At 72.1% G+C, this 20,284-nt stretch carries 27 protein-coding genes; 5 read left to right on the top strand and 22 right to left on the bottom strand.

Annotated elements, in window-relative coordinates:
• Window positions 1-38: 38 nt before the first annotated feature.
• The 10 genes from KSED_RS07155 to KSED_RS07110 form a co-directional block, all read right to left on the bottom strand.
• Window positions 39-374, bottom strand: coding sequence for a YnfA family protein (locus KSED_RS07155; protein WP_015779434.1), 336 nt, complete (start codon window positions 372-374; stop codon window positions 39-41).
• Window positions 375-436: 62 nt separating this feature from the next.
• Entirely contained in the window at window positions 437-1,825 is a 1,389-nt protein-coding gene (locus tag KSED_RS07150) for an MFS transporter (RefSeq protein WP_015779433.1), read from the bottom strand.
• Between the two features lie 189 nt (window positions 1,826-2,014).
• On the bottom strand, window positions 2,015-3,400 hold the full coding sequence (gene brnQ, locus KSED_RS07145; protein WP_015779432.1) for a branched-chain amino acid transport system II carrier protein: 1,386 nt from the start codon (window positions 3,398-3,400) through the stop codon (window positions 2,015-2,017).
• Between the two features lie 91 nt (window positions 3,401-3,491).
• Window positions 3,492-4,652 carry a MalY/PatB family protein gene (locus KSED_RS07140; RefSeq protein ID WP_015779431.1) on the bottom strand — a complete coding sequence of 387 codons (1,161 nt, stop codon included), beginning with the start codon at window positions 4,650-4,652 and terminating at the stop codon, window positions 3,492-3,494.
• Window positions 4,653-4,771: 119 nt separating this feature from the next.
• A complete protein-coding gene (locus KSED_RS07135) occupies window positions 4,772-5,665 on the bottom strand; it encodes a cell wall-binding repeat-containing protein (RefSeq protein ID WP_015779430.1) in 894 nt (297 codons plus the stop codon).
• A 13-nt stretch (window positions 5,666-5,678) separates the two neighbouring features.
• A complete protein-coding gene (locus tag KSED_RS07130; protein WP_015779429.1) occupies window positions 5,679-6,563 on the bottom strand; it encodes a PIG-L family deacetylase in 885 nt (294 codons plus the stop codon).
• A 110-nt stretch (window positions 6,564-6,673) separates the two neighbouring features.
• Window positions 6,674-7,132 carry an alternative ribosome rescue aminoacyl-tRNA hydrolase ArfB gene (arfB, locus tag KSED_RS07125; protein WP_041290892.1) on the bottom strand — a complete coding sequence of 153 codons (459 nt, stop codon included), beginning with the start codon at window positions 7,130-7,132 and terminating at the stop codon, window positions 6,674-6,676.
• Between the two features lie 107 nt (window positions 7,133-7,239).
• Window positions 7,240-7,782 carry an NUDIX hydrolase gene (locus tag KSED_RS07120; RefSeq protein WP_015779427.1) on the bottom strand — a complete coding sequence of 181 codons (543 nt, stop codon included), beginning with the start codon at window positions 7,780-7,782 and terminating at the stop codon, window positions 7,240-7,242.
• Complete coding sequence (locus KSED_RS07115) at window positions 7,779-8,921, bottom strand: hypothetical protein (protein WP_041290891.1); 1,143 nt, start codon at window positions 8,919-8,921, stop codon at window positions 7,779-7,781. The genes KSED_RS07120 and KSED_RS07115 overlap by 4 nt, the downstream gene beginning before the upstream one ends.
• The gene (locus tag KSED_RS07110) at window positions 8,873-9,271 is read right to left on the bottom strand and encodes a hypothetical protein (RefSeq protein ID WP_015779425.1); all 399 of its coding nucleotides are present in this window, start codon (window positions 9,269-9,271) and stop codon (window positions 8,873-8,875) included. Before KSED_RS07110 ends, KSED_RS07115 begins: the two co-directional genes overlap by 49 nt.
• A gap of 386 nt (window positions 9,272-9,657) precedes the next feature.
• On the opposite strand from KSED_RS07110, the gene KSED_RS07105 reads away from it, so the two are divergent.
• Window positions 9,658-10,143: a GNAT family N-acetyltransferase gene (locus tag KSED_RS07105; protein ID WP_015779424.1), complete on the top strand. Its 486-nt coding sequence runs from the start codon at window positions 9,658-9,660 to the stop codon at window positions 10,141-10,143.
• A gap of 65 nt (window positions 10,144-10,208) precedes the next feature.
• Here KSED_RS07105 and KSED_RS07100 read toward each other — a convergent pair whose 3' ends face one another.
• From KSED_RS07100 to KSED_RS07070, 7 genes are all read right to left on the bottom strand, one after another.
• On the bottom strand, window positions 10,209-10,877 hold the full coding sequence (locus KSED_RS07100) for a B3/B4 domain-containing protein (RefSeq protein ID WP_015779423.1): 669 nt from the start codon (window positions 10,875-10,877) through the stop codon (window positions 10,209-10,211).
• A gap of 140 nt (window positions 10,878-11,017) precedes the next feature.
• On the bottom strand, window positions 11,018-11,380 hold the full coding sequence (locus KSED_RS13650) for a GNAT family N-acetyltransferase (protein ID WP_049758443.1): 363 nt from the start codon (window positions 11,378-11,380) through the stop codon (window positions 11,018-11,020).
• The gene (locus KSED_RS13645) at window positions 11,377-11,823 is read right to left on the bottom strand and encodes a hypothetical protein (protein WP_049758441.1); all 447 of its coding nucleotides are present in this window, start codon (window positions 11,821-11,823) and stop codon (window positions 11,377-11,379) included. Before KSED_RS13645 ends, KSED_RS13650 begins: the two co-directional genes overlap by 4 nt.
• A gap of 68 nt (window positions 11,824-11,891) precedes the next feature.
• Window positions 11,892-12,527, bottom strand: coding sequence for a LysE family translocator (locus tag KSED_RS07090; protein ID WP_015779422.1), 636 nt, complete (start codon window positions 12,525-12,527; stop codon window positions 11,892-11,894).
• Window positions 12,527-13,093, bottom strand: a complete 567-nt coding sequence (locus KSED_RS15090) for a CGNR zinc finger domain-containing protein (RefSeq protein WP_015779421.1) — start codon at window positions 13,091-13,093, stop codon at window positions 12,527-12,529. The genes KSED_RS07090 and KSED_RS15090 overlap by 1 nt, the downstream gene beginning before the upstream one ends.
• Before the next feature lie 385 nt (window positions 13,094-13,478).
• Window positions 13,479-14,267, bottom strand: a complete 789-nt coding sequence (locus KSED_RS07075; protein WP_015779419.1) for an inositol monophosphatase family protein — start codon at window positions 14,265-14,267, stop codon at window positions 13,479-13,481.
• A 12-nt stretch (window positions 14,268-14,279) separates the two neighbouring features.
• Window positions 14,280-14,984, bottom strand: coding sequence for a 4a-hydroxytetrahydrobiopterin dehydratase (locus tag KSED_RS07070; protein ID WP_015779418.1), 705 nt, complete (start codon window positions 14,982-14,984; stop codon window positions 14,280-14,282).
• A 180-nt stretch (window positions 14,985-15,164) separates the two neighbouring features.
• Between KSED_RS07070 and KSED_RS07065 the strand changes: the two genes are divergently transcribed.
• Together KSED_RS07065 and KSED_RS07060 are read left to right on the top strand one after the other, a co-directional pair.
• The gene (locus tag KSED_RS07065; RefSeq protein WP_015779417.1) at window positions 15,165-16,076 is read left to right on the top strand and encodes an aminoglycoside phosphotransferase family protein; all 912 of its coding nucleotides are present in this window, start codon (window positions 15,165-15,167) and stop codon (window positions 16,074-16,076) included.
• Window positions 16,063-16,626 (top strand): GNAT family N-acetyltransferase, encoded by a 564-nt coding sequence (locus KSED_RS07060; protein WP_049758436.1) that lies wholly within the window; start codon window positions 16,063-16,065, stop codon window positions 16,624-16,626. Before KSED_RS07065 ends, KSED_RS07060 begins: the two co-directional genes overlap by 14 nt.
• Window positions 16,627-16,636: 10 nt before the next feature.
• Here the strand turns inward: KSED_RS07060 and KSED_RS07055 are convergent, their stop codons facing one another.
• The gene (locus KSED_RS07055; RefSeq protein WP_015779415.1) at window positions 16,637-17,986 is read right to left on the bottom strand and encodes an IS256 family transposase; all 1,350 of its coding nucleotides are present in this window, start codon (window positions 17,984-17,986) and stop codon (window positions 16,637-16,639) included.
• Window positions 17,987-18,123: 137 nt separating this feature from the next.
• On the opposite strand from KSED_RS07055, the gene KSED_RS07050 reads away from it, so the two are divergent.
• Both KSED_RS07050 and KSED_RS07045 read left to right on the top strand, forming a co-directional pair.
• Window positions 18,124-18,501, top strand: coding sequence for an NIPSNAP family protein (locus KSED_RS07050; RefSeq protein WP_081439784.1), 378 nt, complete (start codon window positions 18,124-18,126; stop codon window positions 18,499-18,501).
• Window positions 18,501-18,965 carry a hypothetical protein gene (locus KSED_RS07045; protein WP_015779413.1) on the top strand — a complete coding sequence of 155 codons (465 nt, stop codon included), beginning with the start codon at window positions 18,501-18,503 and terminating at the stop codon, window positions 18,963-18,965. Before KSED_RS07050 ends, KSED_RS07045 begins: the two co-directional genes overlap by 1 nt.
• Here KSED_RS07045 and KSED_RS07040 read toward each other — a convergent pair.
• From KSED_RS07040 to KSED_RS07030, 4 genes are read right to left on the bottom strand one after another with little or no spacing between them, the layout of a single operon-like run.
• Window positions 18,949-19,269, bottom strand: coding sequence for a hypothetical protein (locus KSED_RS07040; protein ID WP_015779412.1), 321 nt, complete (start codon window positions 19,267-19,269; stop codon window positions 18,949-18,951). The genes KSED_RS07045 and KSED_RS07040 overlap by 17 nt on opposite strands.
• Window positions 19,266-19,736, bottom strand: a complete 471-nt coding sequence (locus KSED_RS07035) for an N-acetyltransferase (RefSeq protein WP_015779411.1) — start codon at window positions 19,734-19,736, stop codon at window positions 19,266-19,268. Before KSED_RS07035 ends, KSED_RS07040 begins: the two co-directional genes overlap by 4 nt.
• Window positions 19,733-19,873 (bottom strand): hypothetical protein, encoded by a 141-nt coding sequence (locus KSED_RS14900; protein ID WP_015779410.1) that lies wholly within the window; start codon window positions 19,871-19,873, stop codon window positions 19,733-19,735. Before KSED_RS14900 ends, KSED_RS07035 begins: the two co-directional genes overlap by 4 nt.
• The gene (locus KSED_RS07030; protein ID WP_015779409.1) at window positions 19,866-20,219 is read right to left on the bottom strand and encodes a phosphotransferase family protein; all 354 of its coding nucleotides are present in this window, start codon (window positions 20,217-20,219) and stop codon (window positions 19,866-19,868) included. The genes KSED_RS14900 and KSED_RS07030 overlap by 8 nt, the downstream gene beginning before the upstream one ends.
• Window positions 20,220-20,284 lie beyond the last annotated feature (65 nt).

Genomic DNA, 20,284 nt, shown 5'->3' with positions numbered 1-20,284 from the left:
ACGGTAGCGGCGCTCCCGGTGGTGGCCCGCAGCCGGCCTCAGGCGCCGCGGGGTGCGTACATGATGACGGCGACGCCCACCAGGCACAGGGCCGCACCGGCGAGGTCCCAGCGGTCCGGCCGGAAGCCGTCGAGCGCCATCGCCCAGGCCAGCGAGCCGGCCACGAAGACCCCGCCGTAGGCCGCGAGGATGCGGCCGAAGTTCGCATCCGGCTGCAGGGTGGCCACGAGCCCGTACAGCCCGAGGGCCACCATCCCGGCGCCGACCCACACCATCCCCCGGTGCTCGCGCACCCCCTGCCACACGAGCCAGGCCCCGCCGATCTCCAGCAGGGCAGCGAGCACGAAGAGGGGCACCGAGCGCAGGACGTCCATGGGTGCAGTCTCTCCCGCGGGCGCCCATGAACGCCTGACGGGACGATGGGGGAGCGGACCCGTCAGACGATGGCCGGCTGCGGGTTGCCCGCATCGGCGATGCCGCGGCGCACGTCCAGCCGGGACAGGACCAACCCGCCGAGCACGAAGAACACCAGCAGGGCCAGGATCGCCGGGCGGTAGGAGCCTGTGAGCTGGAAGACCAGCCCGAAGGTGAGGGTGCCGAACCACGACGTGCCGCGCTCGCCGGCCTGGTAGAAGGCGAAGAACTCCGACTCGCGCCCCACCGGCACCAGCTGGCTGTAGAGCGAGCGCGCCAGCGCCTGCGTGCCGCCCAGCACCAGGCCGATGAGGACCGCGCACCCGAGCCAGGTGAGGAACGCCCCGCGCGGGACGAAGTAGGCCAGGCTCACCACCACGACCCACAGGCCCACGCCCAGCAGGACGGCCTTCTTGGCACCGGTGCGAGCCGCGAGGCGCCCGAACAGCAGCGCCCCGCCGACGGCGACGAACTGCACGAGCAGGATGGTCATCATCAGCTGCCCGGTGTCGAACCCGAGAGCCTCGGACCCGTAGATGCTGGCCGAGGCGATGACGGTTTGGATGCCGTCGTTGAACAGCAGGTAGGCCACCAGGAAAGTCAGGGTCTGGGGGTAGTTCCGCAGCGCCTTGAAGGTGGACCACAGCTGCCGCAGCGAACCGGCCACCGGGCCGGCGCTGCGCTCCACGGGGACGGCCGTGGTGCCCACGACGCGGCGCAGCCCGATCACCGGCACGAGGGTGAACACCGCCCACCACAACCCGGCGGAGAACAGCGAGATGCGCACCGCGGTCTCCATGCCGATCCCCAGCGACTCGTGCAGCTGGATGAGCACGAGGTTCGCCGCCAGCAGCAGCCCGCCGCCGGCGTACCCCATCGCCCAGGCCCGCGAGGAGACCCGGTCCCGCTCGTCGGGGCCCGCCACGCGCACCAGCAGCGCGTCGTAGACCACGGTCGAGGCCCCCAGTGCCACGTTGCCGATGATGACCAGCAGCACCCCCAGCTGCCACGAGCTGCCGCTGAGGAAGACCATCGACATGGCCGCCAGCGAGCCCACCCAGGCCAGCAGGCCCAACAGTCGCACCGGCCGCCGCGTGCGGTCGGCGATCGCACCGACCACCAGCACCACCAGGACGGAGACGATCGTGGCCACCGTGATCGTGTAGGAGGCCAGCGAGCCCGCGGCCACGGGCAGGCCCAGCACGTCGAGGGTGGCCGTGCAGGTCTCGTCGGTGGCCAGGTCCGGGCACGCCTCAGCGGTGGCCAGCTGGGTGAGGTACGGCCCGATCAGCACCGTGCCGGTGGTGGTCACGTAGGCCGAGTTGGCCCAGTCGTACCACCCCCACGCGCGCTGGTGGGCGCGGGTACGTTCGCGGCGGGGGTCGGCCGTCGGGGCGGTGGCGGTGGTCACCTCGGCAGCATGGCACGCGCGTCGGCCGGCCGTTTGCAGGACACCGACCCTGTGCCGCAGGCTGCCCCGGCGCCCCAGTTCCCACCGCGCCGCCCGCGATGTCGAGCAGCTGCAGGACGGGGCGCTCGCGGTCGGTCCAGGAGATCCCGCGCACGAGGTGGGTCTCGCCGTCGGCCCAGGAGGTACGCATCACGCGAGCGTAGGTGCGGACCCCGCGGGGGAGTCGTCGGCGCGCCCACCGGACAGCCGGTGGACCAGCAGGCCGACCAGGAAGCCGACCAGGGCCGGAGCCACCCACCCGAAGCCGGCGGAGTACCCGGGCAGCAGCTGCCCGGCCAGCCGCCCGAGCGCGTCGCTGCCCGGCAGGGTCACCGGGAGGGCCACGACGAAGTCGACCACCGCGGCCACGGCGACGAACCCGATGGCGAACCGGTGCACCACCGGCGGCCGGCCCAGCCAGGGCGTGAGCAGACCGAGGACGATGGTCACGATCGCCAGCGGGTACAGCAGCACCAGCACCGGCACCGACCACTCCACGATGGTGGTCAGGCCCAGGTTGGAGAGCCCCCAGGAGACCAGGACGAAACCCACGGTCCACAGCCGGTAGGCCGTGGGGGTGCCGAAGAGCTCGGAGAACATTTCGCCACAGGCGACGACGAGGCCGATGGAGGTCTTCAGGCAGGCCAGCACCACGATGGCGCCGATGAGCCAGATGCCGAAGGACCCGAAGTAGTGCTCGCTGGACTGCGCCAGGACCGCGCCGCCGTTGTCGGCCCGGGGCACGGCGCCCACCGAGGTGGCGCCCAGGAAGGCCAGAGCACCGTAGACGGCGGCCATCGCCAGCCCCGCCAGCACCCCGCCCTGGGCGGTGGCGACCGCCACCCGGGCCCGGTCGCGCACCCCGTACCGGCGCACGGCCTCGATGATGACGATGGCGAAGGCCAGACCCGCCAGGGCGTCCAGGGTGTTGTAACCGTCCAGGAAGCCGTCGCTGAGCGACTGGGTGGCCGAGCTGCCCGGGTCGGCCAGCGGGGAGCTGTTCATCGGCACGGCCACGGCCGCCACGAGCAGGACGGCGAGCAGGGCGAGGAAGGCCGGGGTCAGGTAGCGCCCCACCCAGTCGATGAGCCTCCCGGGCCGCAAGGCCGCCGCCAGCGTGAGGGTGAAGAAGGCCGTGGAGAACAGCACCAGGCCGAGCTGCTGGTGGCCAGCAGGGACCACCGGGGCCAGGCCGATCTCGTAGGAGACGGTCGCGGTCCGGGGGATGGCCAGCATCGGGCCGATCGCCAGGTAGAGCAGGACGGTGAAGCCCGCGGCGTAGAGGACCCCCACGGGGCGGGCCATCTCCTGGACGTTCCGGCTGCCCGACAGGGCGCTGGCGATGATGGCCAGCACCGGCAGCCCGACCGCGGTCACGAGGAAGCCGAGCGTGGCCCAGGGGGTCTGGCTGCCCGCGCCCCGGCCGAGCTCCACCGGGAAGATGAGGTTGCCGGCGCCGAACATGAGCCCGAAGACCATCGAGCCGATGATCACGACCTGGGAGGGACGCAGTGCTGAGCGGGTGTCCGTGCGCATGGCGGGAAAGCGTAAGGGGGGCAACCGAGTTCGGCTCAGGGGGGTGGCCCTGGGGCCGTGCGGTGCGGTCGTTGGACGTGGCGGGCCCCCCTCAGCGGCCGAAGGCAGCCACCAGCCGGTCGATCGCCTCGTCGAGGATCGCCGGCGTGGTGCCGATGTTCATCCGCGCGTGCCCGGTGCCGCCTGCCCCGAAGGCCGGGCCGGCGCTGAGCACGACCCCGGCCCGCTCGGCGATCACACCGGTCGGGTCGTCGCCCAGGTCGTACGCGCGCCAGTCAAGCCACAGCAGGTAGGAGGCGCGCGGGTCGCTGACGCCCAGCTCCGGCAGCTCGGCGGCCAGGCGCTCCCGGGCGTGAGCGGCGTTGCGCGCCACCTGGTGCGTCACCGCATCGAGCCACGCGCCGCCCTCGCGGAAGGCGACCTCGGCGGCGAGCACCCCCAGGTGGCCCACGTTGCGGCCGTGGGGGTCCGGCAGGCCGGTCAGTTCGGGGCCGGCGGCGTCGGTGATGAGCAGGGAGGCCTTGAGGCCGGCGAGGTTGAACGCCTTGGACGCCGACGTGGTGCAGACCCCGGTGCGGCGGGCCGCCTCGGAGACCGACAGGTACGGCGTGAACCGTGCCCCGGGGTGGGTCAACGGGGCGTGGATCTCGTCGGCGATGACCACTGCGCCGTGCCGGTCGGCGATCTCGGCCAAGGCGGTCAGCTCGTCGCGGGTGGGCACGGCACCGGTGGGGTTGTGCGGGTTGCTCAGCAGGACCACCCGGGTGCCCGCCTCGAGGGCGGCCTCGATGCCGGGCAGGTCCAGCCGGGCGGCCTCGGTGGCGGCCCGCAGCGGCACCTCCACGGGCCTCACCTCGGCCGCGGCGCACCACAGGTAGAACGCGTTGTAGACCGGCGTGGTCAGGACCACGGTGTTCGACGGGCCCGCCAGCAGACGCAGCAGTGCGGTGCCCGAGGCACCCAGGTCGCTGAAGGTCTCGGTCCGGGCGATGTCGGGGCGCCACCCCCATCGCGACTCGGCGAAGTCCGCGTAGGCCCGGGCGAACGCGGCGTGGTCACCGGGGTAGCCGGTGTCCCCGGCGTCGATGGCGTCGTGCAGCGCCTGCGCGACGGGCTCGGCGAGGCGGACGTCCATCTCCGCCACCCACATCGGCACCCCGGCGTGGGGTGCGTGGGTCCACTTGGCGCTGCGACGGCGCTGCAGCTGCTCGAGGGTCAGGTCGAAGGGGTCCGGGAGGTGCGAGGTGGCCATGTCCCCGACGGTACGCCCGGCCTGGAGGGCCCTGCGTTCGTGCCTGCGGTCGGGCCGCTGGGTGCGCTCTCGACGGCGGGGGTCGCGGTGCCAGCGGCGGCAGCCCGGTGGGGAACGGGTCAGGCGGGTGCGCGGGCCACGTCTGCACCCCCGACGAGCCCGATCTCGCGTGTGCCGTGGGTGGTCAGGGCCGCCGTGGTCTGCGAGGGCACCCAGCGTGCGCGGGTCAGCAGCACCGGGGCGCCGACCAGCGCGGCGGCGGGTCCGGCGGCCAGGGCGTCGGGGAAGTTCTCGCCCGTCGCCAGCAGCGCCCGGGGGCTGCCGTCGGGCCAGACGTACCGCGCGACCGCTGCTGCGGTCGCGTACCGGTTGGAGCCGGTCACGCGGCGCAGGGTGGTGGGGCGCACCTGGCGCGTGATCGCGTCGGTCACGGCCCGGCCGACGACGTCCGTGCCGCCCACGACGGTGACCGTCGCGGGGTTGCGCCGCACCAGGGCCTCCAGGGACGCGGCGGGCAGGCGGTCGTGGCGGGTCAGCACCATCGAGGCGCCACGGTGTGCGGCGGCAGCCGCTGCCGCGGTGGCGTCGGGGAAGTTCTCCCCGGAGACGACGAACACCTCGTGCTGGGGAGTGGTGAGCAGGTCACCCACCGCCGCGGCCGTTGCGTAGCGGTCCGACCCCCCGATGCGGCGCACGACGGCGCCGGTGCGGTGTGCGACGAGGTCGGCGACCAGCATCGAGACGGCGGTGCCCGAGCCCACGACCACCACCTCGCGCGGGGCGAGGCGCACCAGCTCCGCGGCCACCGGGTCCAGCAGGCGGCGGGCGCGCGTGAGCAGCAGGGGAGCGCCGAGCGCGCCGGCCACCGCGCCGGCCGCCAGCGCGTCGGGGAAGTTCTCGCCGGTGGCCAGGAAGACCGTCGGGCTGGTGGGGAAGCAGGCGCGGGAGACGGCCACTGCGGTCTCGTAGCGGTTCGGGCCGGCGAAGCGGTGCTGGAGGGGTGTGGGGGGCATCGTCAGCTCCGGCTCAGCAGTCGAAGCCGGCGGGGGTACCGGCCGGCAGGTGGGTGGGGCGTCCCGCGGCGGGGCGCGGCATCGCCGAAGAGTCGCGGTGCCAGTACGAGACCGGGTCGGCGCGGTGCGAGTCGAAGTAGCCCCAGGTGGACAGGTACCCCACACCCCATCGGCCGTGGGCGACCTCGGCGGCGCGGAAAGGGGCCTGCTCCACGTCGCCGACGGGACGCCGCACCTGCTGAAGCGGCGGGGTGTCCAGGACGCCCAGGTACCGGCGGGAGAAGAAGAAGCGCACGTCGTTGGCGACGTTCAGCTGGTGGGTGGTCACTAGGTTGTCCACCGCATCACCGATGGAGCGGTGGTCGCGGTGGGCGTCCAGGAACGAGTGGCAGCGCACCAGCGCGGTGGGGAAGCGGGTGACCCACTGATCCACGATGCGGGCGGCCAGCTCACGCGTGCCCGTCCCGTCGGCGTACCGGTCGGGGGAGATGACGCGCCCCTGGATGGGCACACCCAGGCGGGCGCACGACTCGAGGAACTCGTGGTCCCGCACGCGCACGAAGTCCTCGACGGTGGGGACGTATCCGAGCCGCTGCGCCACCCGGCCGGCCCGCGCCCCCGAGGCGCTGCCGTCGGAGCAGTTCACGACCACCACGTGGTGGCCGGCCTCCACGTCGGCGCGGACCTGGCTGCCCATCTGCAGCAGCTCGTCGTCCTGGTGGGCTGCGAAGAACAGCGCCACGTGGCCGGTGCCCCAGGTGGGCAGGGTCGATGAGGGGCCGGGTGTCGACGCGGCCGGGGCCGGGCCGGTGGCGGTGGCGGGACGGGTCAGGGCGGCCAAGGTGGCGACGGACGCGGCACCGGACAGCACGGTGCGACGAGTGGGGGAGGGGGTCACGGGAGGGCCTGCTCTCGGGAGGGGAAAGGTCAGGTTCCCGGCCCCCCCTGTCGTCCCCCTGTCGTCCGGCTACTGCCCGCGGTGGGCACGATGTTGGGCGCGCGGCAACCTTACTCGGGGGACGGCCGACTGCGCTGTGCCTTGGTCTGTGCGCGTTGGCGTTTGGCCTCCAGCCGGCGCCGTTGCGAGCCGCGGGTGGGGCGGGTGGCGCGGCGCGGCACCGGGGGAGTCACCGCATCGCGCAGGAGGGCGGCGAGGCGCTCTCGAGCGGCGGCGCGGTTGCGGCGCTGGGAGCGGTACTCGGCCGCGTCGAGCGTGAGGACCCCGCCAGCCAGCCGCGTGGCGAGGGCCTTCAGGGCGCGGTCGCGCTGGGCGGGGGAGAGGGCGGTCGTCGAGGTGAGGTCGAGGCTCAGCTGCACCCGCGAGTCGGTGGTGTTGACGCCCTGGCCGCCGGAGCCGGAGGCGCGAGAAAAGCGCTCGGTGAGCTCGGCGGCGGGCACGACCAAGCCGCCCGGGGCGCCGGGGCCGGGCGGTACACGTAGGTCGTCAGTGGGGTCCACGGGCTCCATTGTGGTGGGGTGCGCGGGACGCCAACGACGGGTGAGGGAGTGGACGGTGGAGAACGGCGTGCGGCGGAAGGGATCGGGGGAGTGCGACGGGACTCGCCGAAACGCCGTCAGTCCCGGGCGATCCCACCGGTCGCCTCGGCCAGCGCCAGCGCGGCCAGGGTGATCCCGTCGCAGACGTCCCCGCGGGCGACCATCTGCGCGATCCCGTCGAGAGGGAACCAGTCGGCCTCCTCGACCTCGCCATCCGGCTCCGAGGTCGCCCCTTCGCCGACGTGCACGAGCACAATGCCAACTCGTGCGGCGAGCAGGCCGGTGTCGGGGTAGACGTGGCCCAGCAGCTCACCGCCAAGGGTGGTCAGACCGGTCTCCTCGGTGAGCTCGCGGCGGGCCGTGGCCACCAGGTCGACGTCACCGGTGTCCGCGGACCCCCGCGGCAGTTCCCACAGGGTCACCCCGGGGATGATCCGCACCTGCCGGACCAGCAGTACCGAGCCGTCGCGCGACGCCACGGCCACGGCGCCCGCTCCGGCAGCGATGCCCGTGACCACCCGGTGCAGGCGCGTGGGGCGCCCACCGGCCTCGAGGGGGGCGGACTCCACCCTCAGCAGCTGGTCCTCGGCCTGCCACTCGGTCGTCCACTGCGGTCTCATCGGTGAATCCTCTCAGCAGGGGAGGCGTTGAGGGTGGCGGTCAGCGAGGAGCGCCTCAGCCGGAACAGCTCCGCGACGTCCGCCCAGGGGAGGCCCGCGAGGGCGCCCAACCCTGCACTGGCGACGAGGGCCATCACGCGCCAGTGGTCCGGGAGCGCCACCAGGTCCGGCAGCAGGCTGAGGGAGCCGATCACCAGCGCGATGGCCGAGAGCAGCAGCATCCGCAGGAGGGTCCGAGTGGTGCGTCGGCGACGGCTTGGCACCGTGGCCACGGCCTCCCTGGTCGCCAAGGCGAGGTCCAGCATCGCCGAGGGGTCGTGGTGCTGGCGCAGCTGGGTGAGGACTCGTGCGGAGGTGCGGGTGAGCTGGCGGAAGGTGCCCGGGTCGATGTCCCGCATGTCGTCGAGGATCTCGCCGTCGACCCGCATCGAGTCCAGGCCCCGCCGCTGCCAGGGAGCGTGGTTTCGGTCCCGGAACCGTTCCCACCACGTCCGCGTCGGGAGCTCCAGGCCGTAGGCCGCCCGCAGCGGGTCCGGTGTGGCGGACGGGGGCGACTCGGAGAAGACCACGAGCATGGCGCCGTCGCGCTCGGCGATGGCCCGGTAGTAGCCGCGCGACCAGAGCTCGGTGGCGTAGCGGAGCTCCCGTGCCTCGTCCGCATCGAAGACATCCGGTGCCGGCACGTGCCCTTCGCGCTCGATGCGGCGCCTCAGAGCCGCGCCCGTCATCTGGGACAGCGCCTCCTTGCGCACCGGGGTGGTCAGGGCGAGCACCTCGGTGGCCAGGGGAGTGGGGTGGGTGCTGCGCTCAAGGACCGCGCGCTCGTCCTGGAGTCCGGCGGCGATGTCGATGCCCCCGCCCCAGGTGCCCACACCGACTCGGCCGTGCCGGATCGCCACGGCCCAGGCCTCCTGGGCTCGGCACACGAGGCGCAGCGTATCGGCGTCGTCGGCGACGGGGTGCAGTCGGTCGGTGAACCCGGTGCCGGGGAACCAGGCGTCACCGGCGGGTGGCAAGAGCCACTCGTCGCCCTGCTTGGTGCCGTTCACCGCCATCAGGGCCGACGACGAGGCCAGGAAGTTCGTGATCCTCACGTGGGTGAGCTGGGCGGTGACGAAGTCGGCCGCAGCACGGCGCACCACCTCCGCCGGGCGGTCGAGCGGGCGTCCGGCGGAGGCACCACGCGCTGGCCGGGCTCCACCCCATCGGGGGCGATGCCGGTCATGGTGATGGGTAGGGGAGCACCCGGTGGGAGACCGAGCTCGGCAGCGATGCGGTCGGGGCCGAGGGCGAGGAAGAACACCCCGTCGAAGACCTGGTTGCGGTCGAGCTGGAGGTTCTCACCCAGCAGGACGGCGGTGCGGAGCATGACGACCATCTGCTCGATGGCGGCATCCGAGCCCTTCTCGCGCCACACCCGGGCCTGGGCCACCGAGTCGAAGTTGGTGACGATGATGCTGGCCCTCTCCGGGCCCGTGCCGGCGGCCATGCGGGGGAGACTACCGCCGCTCCGGCGCAGGGGGCGGTCGCCCAGAGCAGCGCGGTGGGCCGATCTTGTGGTCCGATGGCCGCAGGATCCGATGATCCCGCCGACTCGGCACGACGACCGCGCCTGGAGCCGTTCCGGAGGAGTTCGGGGACGGCCCTAAGGACGGCTCCGGCTACGCGGTCGGTGAGACCGTCGACCTGGCGCGGGAGGGCTTGCAGCTCTACCTGGAGCACCGTCTGGGGGAAGGGGACCGGTCTCCACAACGAGCTCCGGGGAGTGGGCACCGCTCCTGCTGGTACGGAATGACATAATGTCGATTATCGGCGTAGCGTACGAGCCCAGAATCTGACTAGCACCCGGCGCGGGTTCGACCGAGGATGGTGCGCATGATCAAGATCCGCGAGGCCCGGGACGCCGACCTCGACGACATGGTCGAGGTGCAGAACGCCATCCACCGCGCCGGGCTGCGAGCGAGTCCGGTCGATGCGTCGCTCATCCACGAGCGCTACCTCGACCCCGCACACCGCATCGCGTGCACCGTCGCCGTGCAGGACGGACACGTCATCGGCTTCCAGTCGCTCAAGCGGGCGTGGCCCGGCAACCCATACGACGTGGCGCCCGGGTGGGGAATCATCGGCACCCACATCCGGCCGGATGCCGGACGCACCGGCCTGGGCCGTCACCTGTGGGCGGAGTCTCTGGAGGCCGCACGTACTGCTGGGCTGGAGCACATCGACGCGACCATTGGCGCTGACAACGACCCAGCTCTGGCCTACTACGCCGCGATGGGATTCGTGCCCTATCGCGACAACGGCTCCAGCATCCCCCATCGATTCGACGTGCCGGCGCCAGCAGATCTAGAACAGCTCTGACATAACGTATGTGGAGTTGCGTATCAGGCCGGGGCGAGTTCTCACCGCCGATGAAGCGCAGGCCGTCAGGTTGCGAGCACTCGGGTTGACACCCGCACGTCGGGCCCGAGGCCGCGCAGGTGCTCCACGAGTTCCTCCCCGACAGCTGCCAGCTGGTTGTCCGACATTGGGTTCAGCGCGTCGAGGATGAACAGGGCGGCCGTGCTGCGGGGTGTCAACTGGGTGCGGCGACCCTGGCGCCAGTTCCAACGACGGCAGGTCACTCCCCCGCCATCGGCCCACACCACCTCGCCGGCATCCGGGTGCTCGACCACGTTCTCCCCGTTGGCGGAGGTGTCGAAGTCCTCTCCCCCGGTGGCCCGGATGAGGTGCGGTGAGCCGATGTACGCGTGCAGGTCCTCACCCCCGAGCGGCACCTGGTGGATCACGCTGATGGCGTTGTAGATGTCGGTCAGCCGGTTCACCCGTGGAAGGCCGTCCTCGGCCCGGCGCAGCAGGGCCTCGAGGCTGTTGCGGGTGCGCTGCGGCTTGGCGCCGAAGGAGCGGTACGCCTCGCGCCAGGCGGCCACGTGCGGTGTGTCTTCTGGCTTCGTCTCGGCAAGGAGGTCGGCGGCAGAACGCTCGGCGCGGGTCAGCAGCTCGTCCGTGGCGGGGTCGTCGGTGCCGGCCGCAGCGGCCGGCAGTCCGTCGACCGCGATGAGCAGGGCTCGGTAGTCCGGACGCAGGGCGGTCACTGCCTCATCGATGCTGGCGCCGCGAGGAACGCCTCCAGATCCAGCGGACGGGTGGTCGTGGGGTCAGGCATGGTGAGCCTCCTGGGGTGTTCCGGCGCCGACGTCGGGCTCGAGGACGGTCAACTTGAAGCGGCCGGTGGTCACCCCCGTTGCCAGACGTACGGCGTGGTCGTGGTGATGCGGGACAGCCCGCTGCGCTCCAGGATCGGCTGTGACATCGGCGAGCACTCCACGTAGACGAAGCGCGCCCCCAAGGCCTGGGCGTGCCGAGCGCGCGCTGCGGTCAAGGCTCGGTACAGGCCGCGTCCGCGCCAGGCTTCGTGGGTGGCTCCGCCCCACAGGCCGGCGAAGTCCGTCCCGGGCACCAGCTCGAGTCGCCCCGCGGACAGAACCTCCTCATCGCGCTCGAGCAGCCACATCGAGGCCCCGTCGGCGGCGTGGAGCCGCTCCAGCGCCTCCTCTGCCGACGGGCCCTGGCCTAAGACCTGCTGCTGCAGGTTCACCGCGCGCGACGTCCGACTCCAGGTCGGCGCCCTCGCCAGCCCGCTGCGCCCTCACGCCTGGCGGCAGGTCCATTTCCCCCACCAGGTGGGACACCGCGCCCGACATCACGGTCTCGGGCTCCTCCGCCGCGAAACCGTGGGCCCACGAGCCGGCCCGGAAGGTCGGCCGGCGCATCGTGGCCACGGGTCTTCCACTCGAACTGCGCCACCTCGGTCCGGTCGCGGAAGTGCGCGATCGTCCGCTCGATGAGGGCGTCCACGTCATCGACGCCGTCCAGGGACGAGTAGCTGACGAACCCGCCCCACGGGAACACGCCGCGGAGCAGCGGGCCGTCGGCGGTGACCGACCGGGCTGCCGTCATCTCCGCACCGGCGCGCGGTTGGGTGTCGTGCGCGTGCAGCATCGCGGCCAGGTCGTCGGCTGGCGGGTGGGCGTCCGCCATGACGCAAGTCTGCGCCAGCCACCTGCGCGCGGCAACCGAGTTCCGGCCAGGGCCCGTGGCGCCAGCCCTCACGCCACCCGTTGCACCAGGGAACGGAGGCCGGTGACCGCCAGCCACCCACCGACCAGGGTCAGGAGGCCACCCGTCACCCGGTCCCAGGCCCGGCGGCGGCGGGCGTCGGCCAGCACACCGCTCAGCCGCGACCCCAGGAGGATGACCACCAGCCACGGGAGGAACCCGAACAGGACGTCGGCCACGCCCAGCACCAGCACCTGGGCCACCACCGAGTGGCCCGGGGAGATGAACTGGGGAAGGACGCTCGCGAAGAACAGGATGGCCTTGGGGTTGAGCAGGTTGGTCAGCATGCCCGCGATGAAGGGGCTGCCGGCCCTCCCCGCTGTGGAGTCGTCGTGGCCGTCGGAGCGGATGAGGCCGATCCCTAGGTGGGTGAGGTAGAGGCCGCCCAGGACCCGGATGCCGTTGAGCACCTCCGGGTGGCGGGATAGGATTACCGAGAGCCCGGCCGCCGCCAGCAGCATGTGGACCGCAAGCCCGGTCTGGGCGCCGACCGCCGCCATCACGCCCCGCCGCGCCCCGTGAGCGGCAGAGCGCAGGATCACCAGGAAGTCGGGGCCGGGCACGACGTAGGCCAAGGTCATCACGGCCACGAACGGCACCCACTGGATTGCCAGGAGCGTGTCCATCACTGCCCCTCCCCTGCCGGGCGGGCGCGTCGGTGTCGGTGTCGGTCGACCCGGGCGCGGTTCCCGCACCCGGGGCTGCACCACCGTTGGTTGGGGCGCGCCCGATGGAAGAACTGCCCGCACCCGGGCGCGTGGCACACGGCGAGGTTCGCCAGGTCCTCCCGCGCCAGCAGGTCCACCACGGCAGCCGCAAGGACTCCGCGCAGCGCCTCGGTGCCCTCGTGGTGGCCGGCGACAGCGTCGGCCTTCCGCGCCCGCACCAGCAGCCGGAAGGTCGAGGTGCTCCGCACCGCCTCGTTGACCGCAGCCAGGTCGGGCTCGGGCAGCCCGTGCCCACCCAGAGCGGCGTGCATCAACGCCAGCGCGCTGTCCCGCAGGGAGCGCAGGTCATCCAGCTGTGAGGTGGTGAGCTCACCCACCTCGGGCAGGCGATCCCCCATCGCGGACCGCCACGCGTCGAACTCCGCGAGCGTGGGGATGAGGTCCACCATCGTGCCCCCTTGCTCCTGTGTGGTGTTCGCGAAGTCGAGCGCCAGGTGGTCGCCCAGCCAGGTCCAGGTGGTCATGCCGGCAGCGTGGCACGCGAACGGATTGATGCGCAAAAACCGTTACATGGGCGAAGGCCTCTCGCGCTGCGCCCACGATGGCGCTGGCAGGCCCCGGCCACCACGATGAGTTCCGGCGCCCCCTCGCCCACCGGGGACCGGTCCCAGTCGCCGTAGGAGGTGATGGGTGTGAGGCCGGCCCGGCGCAGGCTGGTCTCGATCTGCTCCAGGGGCCGGAACACCAGTACCTCACGCGTCCGTGTCTCGCGCCCGGTTCGAACCTCCCGGCTGAACGTGTCGTAGGTGACCCACGGGAGGTCGACGGCCACAGTTTCGTGCCAGGACTCCACGGGACCTTCCGGACCCACTGCCCCGCCCACGTGGTGGACGGCCTCAACGCCGAGGATCACTCCCCGAGCAGCAGCTCGAGGACCTCACCCACCGCGGTGGCCGGGCCGGCCACCGACCACGTGTATCCCCTCACCTCCACCTGTCGGGCGACTCCCCCGGCGCCCTCCACCAGCGCGTAGCCGGGCATCCAGTCCCACTCCGGCACGCTGTGGTGCAGCCACAGGTCCATCCGTCCGTCGGCCACCGCCGCCAGGTCCATGGAGCCCGACCCGTTCATCCGCAGCGCCCTGGCCCGCCTGGCCACCGCGGCGAACGGGTCGGCGACGTCGGCCACGCCCCACCACGAGGTGTGCAGGTAGGTCGCCAGGGCGCACTCGGCCAAGGGCTTGTCGGCCAGCGGCGGCAGCTCCACCCCATCGCGCGTGGTCGGCAGGTCTCGCCCGCCGACCCACACGTGGTCCCCGCCCGGGTGGTGCACCGCGCCCAGGGCGACCTCTCCCCCATCGGCGAGGGCGAGCGCCGAGCACCACCAGTCCAGGCCCTGCACGAAGTTGAACGTGCCGTCCACCGGGTCGATCACCCAGGTGCGGCCCGACGTCCCCTCCCGCGCGGCGCCCTCCTCCCCCACGATGCCGTCGGCGGGCCGCTCGCTGCACAGTCGCCCCACGACCAGCTCCTCGGCCGCCAGGTCGGCCGCGGTCACGACGTCGCTCGCCGAGGTCTTGTGCCGGGTCTCGACCCCCTCGGTGCGCATGCGCTGGGCGAGCTGCCCCGCATCGCGCACGAGGGATGCGGCGAGCGCCGCGTCGTCGGTGAGGGAGGGGTTCGCGGGCGCACCGGGCATGGGGTGATGGTCTCAGGCGATTCCCGCGGCGGCCACGTCCGCGCACAGCACCCCGCGGTTGCCGTCGGGATCGGCGATCACCGTCAGCCGCGGCGACTGGCTGTCGTCCACGACCGTGCCCCCGGCGGCGACGGCGGCGTCGATGCGCTGCTGGGCCACCTCGGCGGCCACGTACGCCTCGATGTGGAAGCGCTGGGCGGGTGCGTCCTCGTCGCCCGCGTCGAACCACAGGTTGGGCACCCGCCGGGTCGCGTCGCGGATCTCGTCCCCGGGCGTCCCCCGGCCCTGTGACGCGGCATCACCGGTCAGCAGGGCCGCCCACACCGGTGCCACACGCTCGGGGTTCGCCGTCTCCAGTCCGAGCTCGAAGTCCACCACCGCCGAGGGGTCGGCCACCAGCCCCTGGTCCGCGGCCACCTTCGAGATCCGCCGCGCCAGGTTGACGTCCCGCTGCGTCACCCACTCCACGACGTGCTCGGCGCCGTCCTCGTCGCGGTAGATGGCGTCGCTGGAGGTGAGGCGCAGGTCGATGCAGCCGCGCACCATCGTCACCATCGGGTGGTGGCCGATGGTGTCCCCGGCCTCGCCCACCGCCGCCAGGAAGCGCACCCCGGTGGCGAAGTCGGGCACCTCGTAGCGCGCGTGCAGCCCCTGGGCCAGCTTGCGCCAGTCGGTCAGCTCCGCCTCGGCAATCTGTGCGCCGGTCATCATGTCCATGGTCGAGCCTTTCCGGTGGCGGCCCTCAGGTCGCGTGGGCGAACGGCGAGGTGGGCCCCGCCCTGTGGTCAGTCTGGCGCAGTACCCCAGGGCGTCAACCCCCCCCATGGCGCAGGGGGTCAACCCCCAGAGACCGAAATGCGCTGTCGCTCGCGCGAGCGAGTCCTCCACCATGGCCCCATGACCCTTCACGCCGATGAGGTGCCCCTCTCCCCCGATGACGTGCGCCGCCTCATCCAGGCCCAGGCGCCGCAGTGGGCCGAGCTGCCCCTCTCGCCCGCCGGGCACGGCACCGACAACGTGATGATGCGGCTCGGCGACGAGCTGGTGGTGCGTCTGCCGCGCCGGCCGTCCACCGCGGAGGACGTCGCCAAGGAACGGCGGTGGCTCCCCCACCTGGCCCCGCACCTGCCGGGGGCCGTGCCGGAGCCGGTGTTCGTTGGCCGGCCGGGCGAGGGCTACCCGTTCGAGTGGTCGGTGCTGCGGTGGATCGAGGGCGAGCACCCCGGGGAGGGCACCGTCACCGACTGGGCGCGGTTCGGGGCGGACCTGGCGCGTTTCGTGCGGGCGCTGCACGGCATCGACCTGGCCGGGGCGGCGGCGCAGGGCTCGCTGCAGTGGTACCGCGGGCGGCGCCTCTCGGACTTCCGGGCTGAGGGGCAGGAGGCCATCGACGAGGTGCGCGAGTTCGCCCAACGGGTGGACCTGGGCCTCGACCTCGACGCGCTGGCGCGCCTGTGGGAGCGCGCCACCGGAGCCGCATCCCCCGCCCTCGATGCGGTGTGGCTGCACGGCGACCTGCGGGCCGACAACCTGCTCGTGCGCGACGGGGTGCTGGCCGGCGTCATCGACTTCGGGTGCCTCAGCGTCGGCGACCCCACGGCCGAGCACGCCGCGGTGTGGGAGTACCCCGCCGCGGCGCGGGAGGCCTACCGGCAGGAGCTGGGGCTCGACGAGGAGACCTGGCGCCGGGCCACGGCGTGGAAGCTGATCGTCAACCTCGGCGGCATCGTCTACTACTGGCAGTCCTGGCCTGAGTTCGCCCAGGACTGCCTGTCGTTCACGAGAGAGTTGCTGGATGACTGTGTCTGAACCACGACGCACACCGTTCACCGGGAAGCCCACTCTGGTCGGTGGCCGGGTGACGCTCCGCCCCATCCGCTCCGAGGACGCCGACGTCATCGATGCGATGATCCGCGCCGATGGAGAGGTCGCTCGCCTCACGGGGTCGGTGCACTCCAGCACCGAGCAGCCAGTGCTCATGCCCATCGAGGAACTCCGGGGGATCTACGCGCAGTGGGCCGAGGCGGACGATCGGCTGGTGCTTGCCGTGCTCGACAACTCAAGCGGCGACATGGTCGGCGAGATGGTCCTCAACGACTGGGACGAGGGCAATGCGTCGTGCAACTTCCGGTGCCTCATCGGGGCCGCCGGGCGGGGTCGCGGACTGGGCACCGAGGCGGTGCGGATGGTGGTTGAGCACGGCCTGGGTTCCATGGGGCTGCACCGCATCAGCCTGGAGGTCTACGACTTCAACCCCCGCGCGCGCCGCGTGTACGAGAAGGCCGGCTTCGTCCACGAGGGCACCGGCCGGGAGGCGCTGCGCTTCGACGGCGCGGGGCTTGTCAAGGTTTCTGTGTAAGCGGGGGTGTTCACAGGTAGGGGTTGATTCGGTCGGGGTAGGCCGCTGCGAGTTGGGCCAGTGCCTGTTTCCAGTTGGTGACGACCTGGCCCTGGACGAGGCGGCCCTTGGCCTTGCGTTCGGCCGCCGGCTTGCCCTTCTCACGGGCTCGTTCAGCGGCTCGTCGGTCCTCGATGTTGCAGATCGCCAGCCACAGCAGCTTGACCGCGGCGTCGGTCGAGGGGAAGTGCCCGCGGGACTTGGTGACCTTCCGCAGCTGATAGTTCAACGACTCGATGGAGTTCGTCGTGTAGATCACCCGCCGCAGCATCGGCGGGAAGGCCAGGAACGGGACGAACCGCTCCCACGCTGCCTGCCAGGTCGCGACCGCCGAGGGGTACTTCCGGCCCATCTCGCTGGCCGCGAAGTCCTCCAACGCGGCTCTGGCGGCCTGCTCGGTGGCGGCGGTGTAGATCGGCTTGAGCTCCTTGGCGACCTTCTTGCGGTCGGTGTACGACACGAACCGTGTGGACGCGCGGATCAGGTGGACCACGCAGGTCTGGACCATCGAGTCCGGCCAGGTCGCCTCGATCGCCTCTGGCAGCCCCTTGAGCCCGTCGCAGCACACGATCAGCACGTCGGACACGCCACGGTTGGCCAGGTCGGCGCACACGTGAGCCCAGAACGCCGATCCCTCGGTGTCCTGGACCCAGATCCCCAGGACGTGCTTGACACCCTCCAGATCGACACCGACCGCGAGATAGGCCGCCCGATTGAGCACCTGATGGTCCTGGCGGATCTTGACCCGGATCGCGTCCAGGTAGAGCACCGGGTAGAACTCCTCCAACGGCCGGACCTGCCAGGCCAGCACCTCCTGGGCGACCGCGTCGGTGATCTTGCTGATCGTCTCGTGGGACAGCTCGGTGCCGATCGTGCCAGCCAGGTGGTGCTGGATCTCCCGGATCGTCATGCCCCCGGCGTAGAGGCTGATGATCATGTCGTCCAACCCGCCCAGCCGACGCTGACCCTTGGGGACCAGGCGGGGAGTGAACGACCCGTCCCGGTCCCGGGGGACGTCCAACTCGATCGATCCCACCTCTGAGGCGACCGTCTTCGGGGTGGACCCGTTGCGCGAGTTGCTGTGCGCTGAAGCGTCCACCGAGCCCTTCTCGTAGCCCAGGTGACTGCTGAGCTCGGCCTGCAACCCACGCTCCAGGGCAGCCTTCACCAACGCCGGGACGAAACCACCATCCCCGGTCAGCTCAACCTGCCCGGCATCGATCTGCGCGAACAAGCCGTCCAACTGCCCCGAAGCCTTCAACTCCTCCACCAAGTCCTGCCCCGAGGGCTGGGCACCAGCCCGCTGCTCCTTGTCAGTCATGTTCATGATCCTTCACCGTTCCTCTCAGTACGGCTTACACAGACCATCTGACAGGCCCACGGCGCGTGGGTGGACGTGCAGTACATGGCGGTGCTCGCAAGCGACGGGAGCGGCGTCGGGCGGGGCACACTGGTCCCATGACGGCATCGGACAGCCAAGGACCCGGTGAGGCGCCCGGGTCCTCCGCAAAGGACACCTCCATCACCTGCGTCGTGCACTACGTCATCGACCCCGCGAGGATCGATGCGTTCGAGGAGTTTGCCCGGGCGTGGATGCGGCTCGTTGAGGAGCACGGTGGCACCCACCACGGGTACTTCCTGCCCGCCGAGGGCGCCAGCGACGCCGCCGAGGCGCTCTTCACCTTCTCCAGCCTGGCCGCGTACGAGCAGTATCGCCAGAAGTTCGGTGTTCACCCCGACTTCGTGGCCGCCGACGCCATTCGCGATGAATCGGGGTGTGTGGTCCGCTACGACCGCACCTTCATGCGGCCGCTGCTCCCGCCCGCATCGTCCTGATGGGGAAGAAGGAGGCCGCCTCGAGAGGGCTGCCGGAGCGGTGTGACGGCGTGGCGGTTCGGACCGCAGCGCTCGCCGGCTGGCAAGTGGCCGAGCCGTCGGAGTGGGTCTACGTCTGGTTGGTCGATGGGTGGGTGCAGCACGTCGGTTGCACCTGGATGGAGTTGGACCGGCGCACTGCGGAGCACCTGCACGGGGACACCCGCGACCCCAGGAGCTGGCGGCTCCGTACACTGGTGCAGAGGTCCGACGGTCCTGTCGTCGTGATGGGTGTGGCCGTCCCCATGTACCGGGATCGACGAGCGTGTCGCGATGCTGTGGTGCAGGTGCTGTGTGCCGAGGGCGTGGTGGACGACGGCACGATCCTCCCGGCATCCAGCCAGTGCGTGCGTGACAGCGCCGACGCTCAGTGGGTGCGCCAGGTTGTTCGGGAAGTGCTGCGGGAACTCAGACCGGGTCGGTGAAGGACACCGCTTTCCCGGCAGCGCGGGCATGGGCGATCTCCCGCTGCGTCGACTCCCCCAGGTAGCCACCGGGGTTCACGACCAGCACCCGGTCGGCCAGGTCGATCCGGCGAAGATGCAGCTCACCCAGGGCCTCGCGTTCCTCTGCACTCAAGGCCGGGTGGTCAGCGTTGTCCACGGCCGTCAGGAACGCAGGGCTCAGCACGATCGACCCCTCGAGAGCCAACTGGTCGCTGGCCGCGATCATCTCGACGGCGAACCGCAGTGAACCGCAGAGGCACACCACCTCGGGTCGTTCGGTCACGGCTCACTCCTCACGCGCACCATGCGCCCGTCTCCTGCATCGCCGAAGCCGTAGCGGGCGAAGAACTCCGGCCCGCCGTAGGAGTTCTCCGCCGGGTCGACGACGGGCAGCCGCCCCTGCTCCTCGATGCGGCGGGCGGCGTGCTGCAGCAGGTGCCGGGCGAACCCGTGCGCGTGCGGGCGCGGGGCCACCACCAGACGGGCGATGGCGAGTGCCTCCGCGGGTGCCACATCCGCGCGCGAGAGCTCCCGCATCGGGGCCGATGAGGGGCCCACCGCCTGGATCTGCACCTGCGCCACCACGTTCCGGGTCGGTGTCACGTGAACCGGCGCCATGTCGAAGACCCAGGTCTCCGCATCGGCCTGCCCCTCCAACCAGGCGCGGGTCAGAGGCGGAGCCGGCTCCCCATCGACCGACAGGGCGGCCCACAGGGCGTCGAGGTCCTGCTCCCGGCGCTCGCGGATCACGGCAACTCCCCCGCGATGAGGCCGTGGAGCCAGTCGCCCAGCCGTTCCAGCTCTGCCGCGCTGCCGAACAACGGCACCCGACCGGGCGGTGGGCGGAAGCCCGCCGCATCCATTACCAGCCAGTATCTCTCAGGCATGGCCCCGGTGCGCCTCCACCTGCGATGGGGTGAGCGTCTCAGCCGGCGCGCCCGGCACCCGGGTCATGAGGTGGGCGGCGACCCCGGTGGAGCGACCGTCCGCATCGAGCGCGACGCTGCGCGGGGCAGGCACCCCCGTCCCCTCGAGCACCTGTTGGGCAGCCCGCTCGCGCGCCGTCAGCTCAGCCCCGTGCGTGCGCCACGATTTCCGCGTCATCAGGCGCATCACGTACTCGCCGTTGGTGGTGAGCGCCAGCATCGCGGAGGTCAGCCCACCGGTCAGCGGCCGCACCGTCTGGATGGGCTCGTCGAGGACCGACTGCGCCCGGGCGACCGCGTTCTCCATGCCCCGACCCTACGCGCGGGCGGGGCGCCCCCTCATCGATGAGGAAGCGCCCCGCCCGGGGGAGA

The organism is Kytococcus sedentarius DSM 20547, assembly GCF_000023925.1.
Taxonomy (GTDB): domain Bacteria; phylum Actinomycetota; class Actinomycetes; order Actinomycetales; family Dermatophilaceae; genus Kytococcus; species Kytococcus sedentarius.
This window is presented reverse-complemented; position numbering and strand designations above follow the sequence as displayed.

Excerpts from the sequence above, each read along its gene's own strand:
- KSED_RS07155 (WP_015779434.1), bottom strand. The coding sequence starts at position 374 with ATGGACGTCCTGCGCTCGGTGCCCCTCTTCGTGCTCGCTGCCCTGCTG.
- brnQ (WP_015779432.1), bottom strand. The coding sequence starts at position 3,400 with ATGCGCACGGACACCCGCTCAGCACTGCGTCCCTCCCAGGTCGTGATC.
- KSED_RS07140 (WP_015779431.1), bottom strand. The coding sequence starts at position 4,652 with ATGGCCACCTCGCACCTCCCGGACCCCTTCGACCTGACCCTCGAGCAG.
- KSED_RS07135 (WP_015779430.1), bottom strand. The coding sequence starts at position 5,665 with ATGCCCCCCACACCCCTCCAGCACCGCTTCGCCGGCCCGAACCGCTAC.
- arfB (WP_041290892.1), bottom strand. The coding sequence starts at position 7,132 with ATGGAGCCCGTGGACCCCACTGACGACCTACGTGTACCGCCCGGCCCC.
- KSED_RS07120 (WP_015779427.1), bottom strand. The coding sequence starts at position 7,782 with ATGAGACCGCAGTGGACGACCGAGTGGCAGGCCGAGGACCAGCTGCTG.
- KSED_RS07110 (WP_015779425.1), bottom strand. The coding sequence starts at position 9,271 with ATGGCCGCCGGCACGGGCCCGGAGAGGGCCAGCATCATCGTCACCAAC.
- KSED_RS07105 (WP_015779424.1), top strand. The coding sequence starts at position 9,658 with ATGATCAAGATCCGCGAGGCCCGGGACGCCGACCTCGACGACATGGTC.
- KSED_RS13645 (WP_049758441.1), bottom strand. The coding sequence starts at position 11,823 with ATGGCGGACGCCCACCCGCCAGCCGACGACCTGGCCGCGATGCTGCAC.
- KSED_RS07090 (WP_015779422.1), bottom strand. The coding sequence starts at position 12,527 with ATGGACACGCTCCTGGCAATCCAGTGGGTGCCGTTCGTGGCCGTGATG.
- KSED_RS15090 (WP_015779421.1), bottom strand. The coding sequence starts at position 13,093 with ATGACCACCTGGACCTGGCTGGGCGACCACCTGGCGCTCGACTTCGCG.
- KSED_RS07075 (WP_015779419.1), bottom strand. The coding sequence starts at position 14,267 with ATGCCCGGTGCGCCCGCGAACCCCTCCCTCACCGACGACGCGGCGCTC.
- KSED_RS07070 (WP_015779418.1), bottom strand. The coding sequence starts at position 14,984 with ATGGACATGATGACCGGCGCACAGATTGCCGAGGCGGAGCTGACCGAC.
- KSED_RS07065 (WP_015779417.1), top strand. The coding sequence starts at position 15,165 with ATGACCCTTCACGCCGATGAGGTGCCCCTCTCCCCCGATGACGTGCGC.
- KSED_RS07060 (WP_049758436.1), top strand. The coding sequence starts at position 16,063 with ATGACTGTGTCTGAACCACGACGCACACCGTTCACCGGGAAGCCCACT.
- KSED_RS07055 (WP_015779415.1), bottom strand. The coding sequence starts at position 17,986 with ATGACTGACAAGGAGCAGCGGGCTGGTGCCCAGCCCTCGGGGCAGGAC.
- KSED_RS07050 (WP_081439784.1), top strand. The coding sequence starts at position 18,124 with ATGACGGCATCGGACAGCCAAGGACCCGGTGAGGCGCCCGGGTCCTCC.
- KSED_RS07045 (WP_015779413.1), top strand. The coding sequence starts at position 18,501 with ATGGGGAAGAAGGAGGCCGCCTCGAGAGGGCTGCCGGAGCGGTGTGAC.
- KSED_RS14900 (WP_015779410.1), bottom strand. The coding sequence starts at position 19,873 with ATGCCTGAGAGATACTGGCTGGTAATGGATGCGGCGGGCTTCCGCCCA.
- KSED_RS07030 (WP_015779409.1), bottom strand. The coding sequence starts at position 20,219 with ATGGAGAACGCGGTCGCCCGGGCGCAGTCGGTCCTCGACGAGCCCATC.